This is a genomic window from Weissella confusa (assembly GCA_041871065.1).
GTDB lineage: Bacteria > Bacillota > Bacilli > Lactobacillales > Lactobacillaceae > Weissella > Weissella confusa_A.
Map to the genome: position 1 here is coordinate 394,220 of CP168942.1, position 15,781 is coordinate 410,000.

8 protein-coding genes, 2 tRNA genes and 2 rRNA genes (1 of these 12 only partly in view) are annotated in these 15,781 nt (G+C 45.6%); 11 read left to right on the top strand and 1 reads right to left on the bottom strand.

Annotated features, from left to right (window positions below; translation table 11 throughout):
• The first annotated feature begins 270 nt into the window (after positions 1-270).
• The gene (locus ACAW68_01650; GenBank protein ID XGA16308.1) at positions 271-753 is read left to right on the top strand and encodes a hypothetical protein; all 483 of its coding nucleotides are present in this window, start codon (positions 271-273) and stop codon (positions 751-753) included.
• Between the two features lie 39 nt (positions 754-792).
• Here the strand turns inward: ACAW68_01650 and ACAW68_01655 are convergent, their stop codons facing one another.
• Entirely contained in the window at positions 793-1,635 is an 843-nt protein-coding gene (locus ACAW68_01655; GenBank protein ID XGA16309.1) for a hypothetical protein, read from the bottom strand.
• Between the two features lie 150 nt (positions 1,636-1,785).
• Between ACAW68_01655 and ACAW68_01660 the strand changes: the two genes are divergently transcribed.
• The 10 genes from ACAW68_01660 to ACAW68_01705 all read left to right on the top strand — a co-directional run.
• Positions 1,786-2,637 (top strand): Cof-type HAD-IIB family hydrolase, encoded by an 852-nt coding sequence (locus tag ACAW68_01660; protein ID XGA16310.1) that lies wholly within the window; start codon positions 1,786-1,788, stop codon positions 2,635-2,637.
• Between the two features lie 121 nt (positions 2,638-2,758).
• Positions 2,759-3,547, top strand: coding sequence for an isoprenyl transferase (locus tag ACAW68_01665; GenBank protein ID XGA16311.1), 789 nt, complete (start codon positions 2,759-2,761; stop codon positions 3,545-3,547).
• A gap of 15 nt (positions 3,548-3,562) precedes the next feature.
• The gene (locus tag ACAW68_01670) at positions 3,563-4,354 is read left to right on the top strand and encodes a phosphatidate cytidylyltransferase (GenBank protein ID XGA16312.1); all 792 of its coding nucleotides are present in this window, start codon (positions 3,563-3,565) and stop codon (positions 4,352-4,354) included.
• A 98-nt stretch (positions 4,355-4,452) separates the two neighbouring features.
• Entirely contained in the window at positions 4,453-5,712 is a 1,260-nt protein-coding gene (rseP, locus tag ACAW68_01675) for an RIP metalloprotease RseP (protein ID XGA16313.1), read from the top strand.
• A gap of 143 nt (positions 5,713-5,855) precedes the next feature.
• Positions 5,856-7,577 carry a proline--tRNA ligase gene (locus ACAW68_01680; protein XGA16314.1) on the top strand — a complete coding sequence of 574 codons (1,722 nt, stop codon included), beginning with the start codon at positions 5,856-5,858 and terminating at the stop codon, positions 7,575-7,577.
• 525 nt (positions 7,578-8,102) lie between these two features.
• On the top strand, positions 8,103-12,425 hold the full coding sequence (locus ACAW68_01685; GenBank protein XGA16315.1) for a PolC-type DNA polymerase III: 4,323 nt from the start codon (positions 8,103-8,105) through the stop codon (positions 12,423-12,425).
• Positions 12,426-12,815: 390 nt separating this feature from the next.
• Positions 12,816-14,392: ribosomal RNA gene (locus ACAW68_01690) — 16S ribosomal RNA — on the top strand.
• A 91-nt stretch (positions 14,393-14,483) separates the two neighbouring features.
• A tRNA-Ile gene (locus ACAW68_01695) sits at positions 14,484-14,557 on the top strand.
• Positions 14,558-14,562: 5 nt separating this feature from the next.
• Positions 14,563-14,635: transfer RNA gene (locus ACAW68_01700), tRNA-Ala, on the top strand.
• Between the two features lie 201 nt (positions 14,636-14,836).
• A 23S ribosomal RNA gene (locus ACAW68_01705) occupies positions 14,837-15,781 on the top strand; it runs 1,970 nt beyond the window's last position.
• The 16S and 23S rRNA genes sit together here with 2 tRNA genes alongside, the layout of an rRNA operon.

The window sequence follows — 15,781 nt, forward strand, 5'->3', positions numbered from 1 at the left end:
TGTCAAAAATTATCAATCCGTGGGACGTTACGTTTCTGCTTCGTCCAAAATGATGGACAAGGCACATAAAGCCCATAAAAAGGACACGAATAAAACAATGAATGCGATTTCAAGGACATAGCTTATTCAAACAATCGCCTAAAATTAGAAGATTATATAGGGTAGACTGTAAATAACTTGGAACGACATTGTGAACTGTGGTGGCTCATGAAAAGTTTTTTCAGGGTATTGGACGGAGAAAGGGCACTTTCTTTTTAGAGGAGTAAAACGATGAAAAAACGATCAGCAATTTTATGTTTTGTCACCTTTATGGCAATGAACGTGGCAACGTTGGGAGCAGCAAGCGCAGATGCTGTACGCCCAGTTGTAGCCCAATCATCTTTGATTGAGAAATTCGACGAGATGATTCAAGGTGTTAAAGACAAGTTTAGTGGGCACACAGAATCTGACTATAATGAACCAATTATTGAATCACCCGATGGCGAAACGAAGCCTACGCAGGTGACAGATATTTCGGTTTCGGAAAATGCAAAGTCAGAGCCCGTGATTGTCGGAGCAGTTGATACACCAGACTTGGAAAATCGCCGTTGGGCCCGTGATGTGAACGCTGGCCGTACGGAAGAAGGTGTTTGGCCAGTTCGCATGGCTAAGAACCATCCAATTGTCTTTTTGCTAACGATGTTAGTCATCGGTAACGCGTCAGCTGTCTTTGTTTATCGCGTTAAGCGCCGCCCAGTTACATCAGAAATCTAAAAAAACGCCCTCGCACTAAATTTGTGCGAGGGCGTTTTGCTATTTTTGCTGTAGGAAAATAACCAACACAGTGATTGCTTGTAGTAGGGAGAAAATGCCCATACGGTACTTAGGCTTCAAGTCGAGATTAATTAGAACCATCCATGTGAAGACGATAATGATAATTGCTAGTAAGGTCCATAAGTTCCATGGCAACGTTAAGACATCCAGCAAAAGAATGATACCGAAGGCCAAAGATGTGGCACGCTTGTTGCGCCCGGTTGGTACGAAAATGCTACTCATGTAGTACAGGTAACTGAATAGCAATGGCAACAAACTTAGAATAAATGGTAGTGTCAGATAAGTGTTTTGTTGATAGAAAATGACGACCGGCATGGCTAATGTGGCGATGCCAGAATACATAATTAAACCAAGAATGTTTTGTAGGTTTAACCACTTAACATTGATCAACAGTAACGCTAGAGGCAACAAACCTAACAAGATGATTTGTTGAATCGTGACTTGTTTATATAGGAAGTACAAGAAGACAATTGGAATCAAGATAACTGCGAAGTTTAACCAGCGTGAGAAACCGCGGTTAAAGGTTAAGAAAATCGCCAACGCCAAGATAAGACTGTAGGTCATCAAAAGTGGGTTGTGTTGCCATTGACCACTCGTCAAATTTTTTGAATAAATGAGTGGATAAACCCACCAAATTGCTAGTTGTGACACAACAGCAAACAAAATCGAGAACCACTGAATTTGTTGCCACTGTGGTCGGTTGTCGATGTGTTGTTGTCGACGCTGTGGGCCGCGGTGAAGTGGTTCGGTTGATGAAACCGTGGCTTGTGGTCCATCTAATTGGTTGAGTCGATTTAAGCTGGCTTGATAATCGTCATTCATGAACGGCCTCCTTTTTAATGATATTTTTCATCTAAATGTAATTAACTAAACTAACCTTATAATTGTAGCAAATTCGGCGCAGTCTCGGACAGTTTGTTATAATGACTTTTAGGTAAAAGAGTGAATTAATTGTGAAAGGGAAGCAGAACAATGACGATTAAGTTAATTGCAACCGATATGGACGGTACATTGCTACGTGATGATCGCACATTTGACTATGCACGAATGGAGGCATTGTTAGATCAAATGGACGAACGTGGCATCCGCTTTGTCGCAGCAAGCGGTAACCAATATAAGCAACTGCGTTCTTATTTTGAACCGGTTAACCCTGACCGCATTACGTATGTATCAGATAATGGTGCGTTGATTACCCACAAGAATACAGTGTTGGCTGAATCAGCATTGTCACCTGACCAAATTGCACGTGTCTTGCAATGGAATGCTGAGACACATGCGCACATGGATAATTTGATTATTTTGTCAGGAACGAATGGGGCCTATGTTTCAAACCATGCGACGCCTGAAATGATTGCGGCTGTTAAGACGTTCTATCCAACGGTTCACCAAGTTGAAAAGTTTATGGATGTCGAAGATAGTATTTTCCGCTTTTCATTAGTTTGGGACCAAGACGTTGATGTGCACCATCACGTGCAACAATTGCGCGATGTCTTCGGTGAAGAGTTGCACACCACGGGTTCAGGATTCGGATCGGTTGATATCTTAGCGCCAGGGGTTAACAAGCGTACTGGCCTGGAACAACTAGCAGCGGAATGGAATATTAAGCCAGAAGAAATGGCGGCCTTCGGAGACAATGGTAATGATTTGGAAATGCTTCGCTACGTGAAGTACCCATTTGTTATGCCAAACGCCGAGGACTTTATGAAGGTTCGTATTAATAATTTGGCCGTAAACGACAATAATCACAACGGGGTTTTGGATACAATTGAAGCCTTGTTGGGTGGTGCGTTTGATGATGACGATGAGTCAGTTTTTACTAAGTAAGCGTTATCGTTGGACTAAAAGCCTATACGCAGTCTGATAAACTGCTATAATGGGTAAGATTGACATGCGTAACTAACTTATTGGTTGCGCATTTTAGATTTATAGAGGCGGAGGAAACGTTGTGTTTTTCAAAAAGCGACGAGTCATCGATTCAGAAACAACGACACAATTAGATAAGACACGCATCCCTAACCATATTGCGATTATTATGGATGGAAACGGACGCTGGGCTAAGCGACAAAACTTGCCTCGTGTAGCCGGTCACCAACGCGGTATGGAAGTGGTTAAGGATATTACCAAGGCAGCCAGTGATTTGGGTGTTAAGGTGCTGACATTGTACGCATTTTCAACTGAAAATTGGAAGCGTCCTGAGACTGAAGTCGGGTTCTTGATGAAGTTGCCAGGGAAGTTTTTTGATACCTTCGTACCTGAGCTGATTGAAAACAATGTCCGTGTCAATGTGATGGGGTATATTGATCAACTGCCTGCTGATACGCAACGTGCCGTTAATGATGCGATTGCGCAAACTGCTAATAATACGGGGATGGTTTTGAACTTTGCCTTGAATTATGGTGGTCGCGCTGAAATCGTGACAGGTGTGCAAACGTTGGCCGAACAAGTTGCGGCTGGCGAGCTTAAGCCTGAAGAAATTAATGAAGCAACGATTAGTGGCGCTATGATGACGGCACCACTTGGCGAATATGCAGATCCAGATTTGCTAATTCGTACCAGTGGCGAAATGCGTTTGTCTAATTTCTTGTTGTGGCAATTGGCATACGCTGAATTCGTCTTTGTTGACGAGCACTGGCCTGAGATGACACAATCTGTTTTCGAAGGAGCCATCGCAACCTACCAATCACGCGATCGTCGTTTTGGTGGCATTGCAGAAAATAAAAGTGATAAAAAATAGAGGAAGTTTAGGACTATGAAGACACGTGTCATTACGGCCATTGTCGCATTGGCGATTTTCTTGCCAATTTTGTACGCTGGCGGTATTTGGATTCAAGTGGCAGCATCAGTGCTTGCAGTGATTGCAGCTGCGGAAGTCGTCTTGATGCGCAAGACGTTGTTGGTTGATTTTGGAGCAATTTTGACGATGATTGGTGCTTTGGTGATGACGTTACCAGTCAATTTGTGGGATGCCATTCAAACGCCAGTTGTTTTGCACCGCTCATCATTGTTGTACATCTTTGTTATCTTGATGTTGTTGCACACGGTGATTGCTAAGAACAAGTTTAGCTTTGAGGATGCCGGTGTATTCACGTTGACGATGATGTACGTTGGTATGGGATTCGGCATGATGGTGGCCGCACGTAACACTGGCTTGGATACGTTGATGTTTGCCTTCTTGATTGTTTGGTTGACGGATTCAGGCGCTTACATGATTGGTCGCAAGCTTGGTAAGCACAAGCTAACGAAGATTTCACCGAACAAGACTTGGGAAGGTTCAATTGGTGGAACGGTGGTTGCGGTAATTGCAGCAGCCGTTTACACGTACTTCTTCCCACAAGCCTACAGCTGGCCAGTTATGATTGTCATCAGCATCGTGCTTTCAGTAGCCGGTCAATTCGGTGATTTGATTGAATCTGGTTTGAAGCGTTTCTACAAGGTGAAGGACTCAGGAAATGTCTTGCCTGGTCACGGTGGTATTTTGGATCGTTTTGACTCAATGTTGATTGTTTTGCCATTGATGTACTTGATTGGTTTGTTCCACTAAACTAAAAGATTCGTAAGCCTGGGGGAAATTAAAGTTTCCTTCAGGCTTTTGTTGTATACTAGGCCTAGCATAATGGGAACACGTGGAGAGTTTAACTGATGACAACAATTATTACGTTTATTTTGGTGTTCGGCCTGTTAGTGGTCGTGCACGAATTTGGACATTTTTATTTTGCGAAGAAGTCCGGCGTTCGTGTCCGTGAGTTTGCAATTGGGATGGGGCCCAAGTTGCTACAGACGCGACGCAACGGTACGACCTATACGATTCGTATCCTGCCAGTTGGTGGTTATGTTCGTATGGCGGGACGCGCGGAGGCTGAAGAAGAAAGTATTCGCCCAGGTATGACGGTCGTCGTTGTTGAAACGGACGGTGTTGTAACACGCTTGAATTTGTCAGAACAAACTGAATTGGTCGGTGGTCGTGCCTTAACTGTCAACCGCATCGACTTGGTGGATGACATGTTTATTGAAGGTTACTGGGATGGGGATGAGTCAACGTTGGTTAAGTTGGCCGTTGATCACGATGCGTCAGTGATTGAAGCTGACGGTACCGAAGTCCTAGTTGCACCACGTGATACGCACATTGAATCAGCTAAGTTGTGGCAACGTGCTTTGATTAACTTCGCTGGTCCGATGAACAATTTCATTTTGACGTTGGTGTTGTTCCTTGGTTTGGCATTTGCAATGCCTGGCGTGACAACGACAACGTTGCAATCAATCGCGCAAGATTCACCAGCAGCGAGTGCTGGCTTGAGAAAGGGCGACACAATCGAACAAATCGCCGGCGTTAAAATGACTTCTTGGCAAAAGATGCAAGATACGATTCAAGCATTGCCAGGTAAGAAGACGACAGTAGTGTACGAACGTGATGGTAAGCAATTGACCACGAAGGTGACGCCTAAGTCGGTTAAGAATGGTGGTATGACGATTGGTCAAATCGGGGTGACACCAACCACAACCAAGGCGGTCGGACCACGTGTGGCGTATGCTTTCCGAGCTACAGGACAAGCGATGACGCAGATTTTCCGCGCGATTCAGAACTTGGTGCAAGGATTCTCACTGAATAAGTTAGGTGGACCGGTTGCCATTTACAAGAATACGGAACAAGTTAGTTCATATGGGTTCTTGGCAATTGTGTCATTTGCAGCGTGGTTGTCAGTTAACTTGGGCATGATGAACTTGCTACCAATCCCTGGTTTGGATGGCGGTAAGTTGTTGTTGAATGCAGCTGAAGCAGTCATCCGTCGTCCGGTACCTGAAAAGATTGAAACAACGGTCACGTTGGCTGGTGTTTTGTTCTTGGTACTGTTGATGGTGGCGGTTACTGGAAACGATATTTTGCGTTATTTTTTTAAGTAAGTGAGGAAGGGATGCCGATTCGGCATCCCTTTTTGTATACTTTGTGCGAATGAGTAGGGTAGTTCTTGGGTAACTGTGGTAAACTAGTAAAAGAATTTTTAGTGACGTTATGTCGTCAAGATTAGGGATGAGGGAAGGTTTCCATGAAACAATCAAAGGTTTTTATTCCAACTTTGCGTGAAACTCCAGCCGACGCTGAAGTTATCTCGCACCAAATGATGTTGCGTGCCGGTTACATGCGTCCGGTTTCAGCCGGTGTTTACGCATACTTGCCATTGGCACAACGCGTTTTGAACAAGATCAACACGATTATTCGTGAAGAGATGGAGAAGATTGACGCGATTGAAATGTCAGCACCAATGCTTTTGCCAGCTGAAATGTGGCAAGAGTCAGGTCGTTATGACACGTACGGTCCAAACTTGTTTAAGTTGAAGAACCGTCACGACCGCGACATGATTTTGGGACCTACTCACGAAGAAACGATGACGACGTTGATTCGCGATGACATTAAGTCATACAAGCGTTTGCCATTGACGGTTTACCAAATCCAAACAAAGTTCCGTGATGAAAACCGTCCACGCTTCGGTGTTTTGCGTGGTCGCGAATTCATTATGAAGGACGCCTACTCATTCTCAGTTGACCAAGAAGGTTTGGATGAGTCATACAAGAACATGGAATCAGCCTACATCAACATTTTTGATCGTATTGGCTTGGACTACCGTGTCATCGTTGGTGACGCTGGTGCCATGGGTGGTTCAGACTCAAAGGAGTTCTCAGCTCCTGCTGAAGCTGGTGAAGATATCATCGCTTACTCAGATGAGTCAGATTACGCAGCTAACTTGGAAATGGCGAAGGATTTGTACACGCCTAACAAGTCACACGCGCAAATGGCTGATTTGGAAAAGATTGCCACGCCTGAAGTTAAGACGATCGAAGAATTGGCTGAATACTTGCAAACAACACCTGACCAATTGGTTAAGACGTTGTTCATGTACGCCGATGATCAACCTGTTTTGGTTTTGGTTCGTGGTGACTTCGAAGTGAACGAAGTTAAGGTTCAAAACTTCTTGCACGCTGACGAGTTGCGTATGGCAACTGAAGAGGAAGCGCAAGAAATCTTGGGTGCACCATTTGGTTCATTGGGACCAGTTGGTGTTGGTGAAGACGTTAAGATTATCGCCGACGAATGGGTAACTGACATGGTTAACATTACGGTTGGTGGTAACGAAGCTGGCTTCCACTACTTGAACGCCAACGTTGATCGCGACTTCCGCATCGACGAAGTGGCTGATGTTCGTACGGCTCGTGAAGGTGATTTGGCAATTGACGGTAAGGGTCACTTGCAATTTACTAAGGGTATCGAAATCGGTCACATCTTCAAGTTGGGTACGCGTTACTCAAAGACGATGGGCGCACAAGTTTTGGATGCTAACGGTCGTCAAGCTGATGTCATCATGGGTTCATACGGTATTGGTGTGTCACGTTTGTTGGCAGCGATTGCTGAGCAAAACGCTGACGAAAACGGTTTGGCATGGCCAACATCAGTTGCACCTTGGGATGTTCACTTGGTACCAATGAAGTACTCAGATGAAACGCAAAAGGCGTTGACTGACGATTTGAACGATACGTTGGTTGCAGCTGGTTACGAAGTTTTGGTTGATGACCGAAACGAACGTGCCGGTGTTAAGTTTAACGATTCAGACTTGATTGGTTTGCCAGTCCGTGTCACGGTTGGTAAGAAGGCCGGTGAAGGTATCGTTGAAGTTAAGTTGCGTAAGGCTGACGAAGCGATCGAAGTCCGTGCTGAAGAATTGGTGGCAACGCTACAAATCTTGTTGCACCCTGAAGTTGATGCACAAGCTTAATTAAAGATAGTTAGAAAGCTACCTGGTTAATGCCGGGTAGCTTTTTTGTTGGTTGTGATTGATAACGCTTTCATAAAATAGACACATTTTCGTGCAATACTAGTAAGTATCAAAGATAAGTGAAGGAGGACGACCGTATGCGCAAGTTTTTGTGGGCTGTCATTGCTGTGCTAACTGTATTGGCATTTACCCATTTCTAAATGCTGGTTTATTATTAGTTTAAGTTTGCGTGCGTAATATTAAGGATGTCGATAAGGGATACAGTGATATTCATTCGACAACCCATAAATACTACTCATAACCTACAGGTCTAACCAACCTGAAACCTACTCCTTAAAAATTTATGATATGCTGAGACATGTCATAAGAATAGATCGCCGAATTGCCCGTTCGGCTTGATCCGCTAAACGCTATCCATTAAGTTGGATGGCGTTTTTTGTTTGTATGTTAATTCGATACGTCGTTGTAACTAGAACAAGGTATAATTAAACGCATATTGAAAAATGAGAGAAGGGAGCCCCTAACATGGCGTTGACCGCACAAGAACAATTCCAAACGCTATTGCAACAATTGCAATATGAGGAAGTCCCTGCTAGTTTGCAGCAAACGGCATTGACCAAGCTAGCCGTGCACAAACAGTCTAAGGTTTGGCAATTCCACTTGGAAATGCCTGCGCTACCACCAGTGCAAGATATGGCTGCTTTGGTAGCACGTATGCAAACGGCTTTTGCCAATATTGCGCAGACCACTTACCAATTGCATTTGGCAACCCAGCCAGATGCCCAACAAATCGTTGATTATTGGACATGGGTGTTGCAACAACATCAAAATGAACCGGGTGCCTTCCGTCAGGCATTTGCCCATGTGTTGCCACAAATTGCTGACAACCAATTGCGTTTGACGTTTGATACAGCAGTTTGGGCGAACTACGCCCGTCAAACTGGATTGCCAATTATTGAAAACACCTACAAGAAGCTTGGGGTTGGTTATCAATTACCATTTAACATCCAAGTTGATGAACAATTGGCTGCTGAATCACACGCGCAAGTCATGGCGCAACGTGCTGCGCAGGATCAACAATTAGCTGAAATGGCCAAGGTGCAAATCGAACAAGCAGCCAAGCAACGTCAATCTGCGCCACGTAATGGTGGCGGCGGGAATGGTGCGCCAGGTACGCTTGGTCGCAAGATTGCTGCTGATTCTGAAATCACCAAGATGGCTGATATCGAGACTGAAGAACGTTCTGTTATCGTCGAAGGGTATGTCTTTGATGCCGAAGTCCGTGTTTTGAAGTCTGAACGTCAATTGTTGACGATGAAGGTGACGGACTACACGAGTTCATTTATCTTGAAGAAGTTCTCACGTGATGAAAATGATGAAGCGTTCTTTGCTGATTTGAAGCCGGGTACGTGGATTCGTGCGCGCGGTCCAATTCAACAAGACGACTTTGTCCGTGATTTGACGATGACGGCCTACGACATTGAAGTGATTAAGCACGCGCCACGCATCGATCCTTATGAAGGCGAGAAGAAGCGCATTGAATTGCACACGCACTCTGTTATGTCGACGATGGATGCGACTAACGGTATTGGTGACTACGTAAAGCAAGCAGCCAAGTGGGGCATGGATGCAATTGCCGTTACAGATACGGCCGGCGCCCAAGGTTTCCCTGAAGCAGCGTCATCAGCTGCTAAGAATGATATCAAGATGATTTACGGTGTTGAGGTTAACTTGGTTGAAGATGGTGAGCCGATTATCTTCCACCCAGATCACACCAAGCTTGATGAAGCTGAATTTGTGGTATTCGACGTCGAGACGACTGGTCTTTCAGCTGCCTATGATCGGGTAATTGAATTGTCAGCCGTCCGTATGGTTAAGGGAAACGTGGTTGCTGAATTCTCAGAATTTATCGACCCTGGCTTCCCACTAAGTCAAACCACGGTTGATTTGACATCAATCACGGATGACATGGTGCGTGGTTCTAAATCAGAAAAGCAGGTCTTTGAAGAATTCCGTGAGTTCTACGGGGATGCCATTCTGGTTGGACACAACGTGACATTTGACATGGGGTTCATGCAAGAAGGTTATGCCCGTCACGGGTTAGACCCAATCTCGAACCCAGTCATCGATACGTTGATTTTGGCCCGCTTCCTATACCCAAACATGCGTTCATACCGTTTGAACACGTTGGCTAAGCACTTTGGTATTGTGTTGGAGCAACACCACCGTGCCATCTTTGACTCTGAGACAACGGGTCATTTGAACCGTGTGTTCTTGGAGCAAGCACGTGAAGAGTATGGCATCGAGTATGCTGACCAATTGAATGACCACATGATGGACAACGATGCATGGAAGCACGGACGGCCTAATCACGCGGTTGTGTTGGTGCAAAAGCAAGAAGGTGTTAAGAACCTTTATAAGATGATTTCTGAATCAAACACGAAGTACTTGCAGCGTGTACCACGTGTACCGCGTTCTTTGTTGAACAAGTACCGTGAAGGATTGCTACTTGGAACCGGGGATAGTACCGGTGAATTCTGGGAAGCGTTGATGCAAAAGGGATATGCTGCAGCTAAGGCTAAGGCAGAATACTACGATTACATCGAAATTCAACCATCAGCTAATTATGTGCCAGCTTTGGAAGGTGAATTGATTCAAGACGAAGCCCGTTTGCGTGATTTGATGATGCAAGCCGTGAAAATTGGTGATGAATTGGGTAAGCCAGTTGTTGTTACTGGGGATGTGCACTATCTCAACCCTGAGGATGCTATCTATCGTAAGATTTTGATTAGCTCACAAGGTGGTGCTAATCCGTTGAACCGTTATAGTTTGCCGGATATGCATTTCCGCACGACCCAAGAATTGTTGGATGACTTTGCTTGGATGGGTGAAGACCTAGCTAAGAAGTTGGTCATCGATAATACACACGTTGTCGCCGATATGATTGATGAGGTTGAGGCAATTAAGGGTGGAAACTATCCACCTAACATGCCGACAGCTGACGATGAAATTCGTGAAAAGTCATATGCAACGGCTTATCGTATGTATGGTAATCCGCTACCCGAAATTATTGAGGCGCGTATTGAGCAGGAGCTACGTTCAATCATTTCCAATGGATTCTCGGTTATTTACTTGGTTGCCCAACGTTTGGTGGCGAAGTCGAATAAGGATGGGTACTTGGTTGGATCACGTGGTTCTGTTGGATCATCATTGATTGCCTTGCTAGCGGGGATTACGGAAGTTAACGCGTTGCCACCGCACTATCGTAGTGAGAGTGGTGACTATGTTGAATTCGTTGACCCACGTGAATATGAATCTGGTTATGACTTGCCGGAGAAGCTCAGCCCAATTGATGGGACGAAGCTGATTGGGGATGGCCACAATATTCCGTTTGAGACTTTCTTGGGATTTAAGGGAAACAAGGTTCCCGATATCGATTTGAATTTCTCGGGTGACTATCAGCCATTTGCCCACAACTACATGAAGTCACTGTTTGGTGAGAACAACGTGTTCCGTGCTGGAACAATTGCGACCGTTGCCGATAAGACAGCGTTCGGATACGTGAAGGCATATGAGCGTGACCACGATATTAGTTTCCGTGGTGCAGAGATTGAACGTTTGGCAATGGGTGCAACAGGTGTTAAGCGTACGACTGGACAGCACCCGGCCGGTATCTTGATCGTGCCGGACGATATGGAAATCTATGACTTTACGCCAATTCAGTTCCCGGCTGATGATTTGTCGGCTACTTGGCGTACAACGCACTTTGATTTCCACTCAATCCACGATAATATCCTGAAGATGGATATCCTGGGACACGATGATCCCACGATGATTCGTGCCCTACAGGATATGTCGGGTATCGACCCACAAACCATTCCGATGAATGACCCGGGTGTGATGAGCTTGTTCTCATCACCAGAGTCATTGGGTGTTGAAGAAGAGCAAATCTTCTCTAAGACGGGAACGTTGGGTGTGCCGGAATTTGGTACGGCCTTCGTTCGCGGTATGTTGGAAGAGACGCACCCGAAGAATTACTCAGAACTGCTACAGATTTCTGGTCTGTCTCACGGTACTGACGTGTGGCGTGGTAACGCCGATGAGTTGATTCAACGTGGTGTGGCGACAATCGGTACTGTTATTGGAACGCGTGACAAGATCATGACCGACTTGATTAACTATGGGGTACAACCCGAATCATCATTCCAAATCATGGAAAAGGTGCGTAAGGGTAAGGGTATCTCGGATGAGTACCAAGCCGAAATGCGTGCAGCGGGTGTGCCGGAATGGTATATCGAATCTGGTTTGAAGATTAAGTATATGTTCCCGCGTGCCCACGCGGCAGCCTATGTCTTGATGGCATTGCGCATTGCCTACTTTAAGGTATACTTCCCAACGTTGTACTACGCAGCGTACTTCTCAGTGCGTGCAAGTAACTTTGATATTGTGGCAATGTCACGTGGTTTGAATACGACAAAGGCCCGTATCCAAGAGATTCGTAAGATGGGAAATGAAGCGTCTGCCAAGGATAAGGATTTGATGACTGTACTAGAGTTGGCAAATGAAGCTCTGGAACGTGGCATCAAGTTCAGCATGGTCGATCTTTATAAGTCTGATTCTGAACAGTGGTTGTTGGATGGTGATACATTGATTGCACCGTTTAACGCTGTGCCTGGTTTGGGAGATAACGTTGCCAAGCGCATCATTGCTGCGCGTGCGGAACGTGAATTCTTGTCAAAGGAAGACCTGGCTCAACGTGGTGGTGTTTCTAAGACATTGATGGATTATCTTGATGAAAACGGCGTGCTTGCGGGGATGCCGGACGAAAACCAACTAGCTTTGTTCTAATAGAAGTTACTATATATAGATATAAAACAAAGGACTCTCAGCGATGGGAGTCCTTTTTGTATTGTTCGGAAAATATTTGTAAATCTTAGCAGTTGACGAACATTCCATTTAGGGGTATATTATTCAAGTACCAAATAACAGGTACGACGCATGTGAACAACATGTGAACAGAAAGTGAAATTAGTTGTTGACAATTGATTATGACTTCTGTATTATAGATTAAGTCGTCAGGGCGACGACGTAGGTCATTGAAAACTGAATATCGTTTCGATGAAACAAATGTGTAGGGTCATCAAGCTAAGCTTGATGCAAAAACATTTGCGAAGTCAATTCGCTAGTAAATTCGTTTAACTTCTGTTAAACAACAAAAATTGAGTTATACTCAAACTTCAAATTGAGAGTTTGATCCTGGCTCAGGATGAACGCTGGCGGCGTGCCTAATACATGCAAGTCGAACGCTTTGTGGTTCAACTGATTTGAAGAGCTTGCTCAGATATGACGATGGACATTGCAAAGAGTGGCGAACGGGTGAGTAACACGTGGGAAACCTACCTCTTAGCAGGGGATAACATTTGGAAACAGATGCTAATACCGTATAACAATGACAACCGCATGGTTGTTATTTAAAAGATGGTTCTGCTATCACTAAGAGATGGTCCCGCGGTGCATTAGCTAGTTGGTAAGGTAATGGCTTACCAAGGCGATGATGCATAGCCGAGTTGAGAGACTGATCGGCCACAATGGGACTGAGACACGGCCCATACTCCTACGGGAGGCAGCAGTAGGGAATCTTCCACAATGGGCGAAAGCCTGATGGAGCAACGCCGCGTGTGTGATGAAGGGTTTCGGCTCGTAAAACACTGTTGTAAGAGAAGAATGACATTGAGAGTAACTGTTCAATGTGTGACGGTATCTTACCAGAAAGGAACGGCTAAATACGTGCCAGCAGCCGCGGTAATACGTATGTTCCAAGCGTTATCCGGATTTATTGGGCGTAAAGCGAGCGCAGACGGTTATTTAAGTCTGAAGTGAAAGCCCTCAGCTCAACTGAGGAATTGCTTTGGAAACTGGATGACTTGAGTGCAGTAGAGGAAAGTGGAACTCCATGTGTAGCGGTGAAATGCGTAGATATATGGAAGAACACCAGTGGCGAAGGCGGCTTTCTGGACTGTAACTGACGTTGAGGCTCGAAAGTGTGGGTAGCAAACAGGATTAGATACCCTGGTAGTCCACACCGTAAACGATGAGTGCTAGGTGTTTGAGGGTTTCCGCCCTTAAGTGCCGCAGCTAACGCATTAAGCACTCCGCCTGGGGAGTACGACCGCAAGGTTGAAACTCAAAGGAATTGACGGGGACCCGCACAAGCGGTGGAGCATGTGGTTTAATTCGAAGCAACGCGAAGAACCTTACCAGGTCTTGACATCCCTTGACAACTCCAGAGATGGAGCGTTCCCTTCGGGGACAAGGTGACAGGTGGTGCATGGTTGTCGTCAGCTCGTGTCGTGAGATGTTGGGTTAAGTCCCGCAACGAGCGCAACCCTTATTACTAGTTGCCAGCATTCAGTTGGGCACTCTAGTGAGACTGCCGGTGACAAACCGGAGGAAGGTGGGGATGACGTCAAATCATCATGCCCCTTATGACCTGGGCTACACACGTGCTACAATGGCGTATACAACGAGTTGCCAACCCGCGAGGGTGAGCTAATCTCTTAAAGTACGTCTCAGTTCGGATTGTAGGCTGCAACTCGCCTACATGAAGTCGGAATCGCTAGTAATCGCGGATCAGCACGCCGCGGTGAATACGTTCCCGGGTCTTGTACACACCGCCCGTCACACCATGAGAGTTTGTAACACCCAAAGCCGGTGGGGTAACCTTCGGGAGCCAGCCGTCTAAGGTGGGACAGATGATTAGGGTGAAGTCGTAACAAGGTAGCCGTAGGAGAACCTGCGGCTGGATCACCTCCTTTCTAAGGAAAATCGGAAACCTACACATTCATTGAAACGATATTCAGTTTTGAGTGACTTACACTCAAACATATACATACCATATATGACCATGGGACTGTAGCTCAGCTGGTTAGAGCGCACCCCTGATAAGGGTGAGGTCGGAGGTTCGAGTCCTCTCAGTCCCATATATGGGGAATTAGCTCAGCTGGGAGAGCACCTGCTTTGCAAGCAGGGGGTCATCGGTTCGATCCCGATATTCTCCATTGCAATCTTCGGGTTGCGATATTAGTTCTTTGAAAACTGAATCATAATTGTAAATTTTTAAATTCATTTAATATTGTTAATCAATATAAATTGAGCCGAAAAAATACACCGCGTAATTTTTTGAGTTTTTTAAATTAGTTTAAAATCGCTTGTGGCCTTGAGCCACATACTCAAACTTATATCATCAACGTCAGTTGATAGGTTAAGTTATTAAGGGCGCATGGTGGATGCCTTGGCACTAGGAGCCGATGAAGGACGGGACTAACACCGATATGCTTCGGGGAGCTGTAAGTAAGCTTTGATCCGGAGATTTCCGAATGGGGGAACCCAACTTGTTATGCAAGTTATCACCTAATGAATATATAGTTAGGTTGAAGGTAGACGTTGTGAACTGAAACATCTCATTAGCAACAGGAATAGAAAGAAAAATCGATACCGTCAGTAGCGGCGAGCGAAATCGGTAGAGCCCAAACCAAAGTGCTTGCACTTTGGGGTTGTAGGACTGACATTGTGGAGTTACAAAGTTAACATTTAGCAGAATCAGCTGGGAAGCTGAGCGAGACAGGGTGATAGCCCCGTATGCGAAAAGTGTTGACCTCCCGTCAGGATCCTGAGTACGGCCGGACACGTGAAATCCGGTCGGAATCCGCGAGGACCATCTCGCAAGGCTAAATACTCCCTAGTGACCGATAGTGAACCAGTACCGTGAGGGAAAGGTGAAAAGCACCCCGGAAGGGGAGTGAAAAAGTTCCTGAAACCATGTGCCTACAAGAAGTTAGAGCCCGTTAATGGGTGATAGCGTGCCTTTTGTAGAATGAACCGGCGAGTTACGATACCATGCAAGGTTAAGGTGGAAAGACCGGAGCCGTAGCGAAAGCGAGTCTGAAATGGGCGAATTAGTATGTTGTTGTAGACCCGAAACCAGGTGACCTACCCATGTCCAGGGTGAAGGTGCGGTAAAACGCACTGGAGGCCCGAACCCGTGCATGTTGAAAAATGCTGGGATGAGGTGTGGGTAGCGGTGAAATTCCAATCGAACTTGGAGATAGCTGGTTCTCTCCGAAATAGCTTTAGGGCTAGCCTCGGAATGTAGCGTGTTGGAGGTAGAGCACTGTTTTGGTGCGGGGCCCATCTCGGGTTACCAA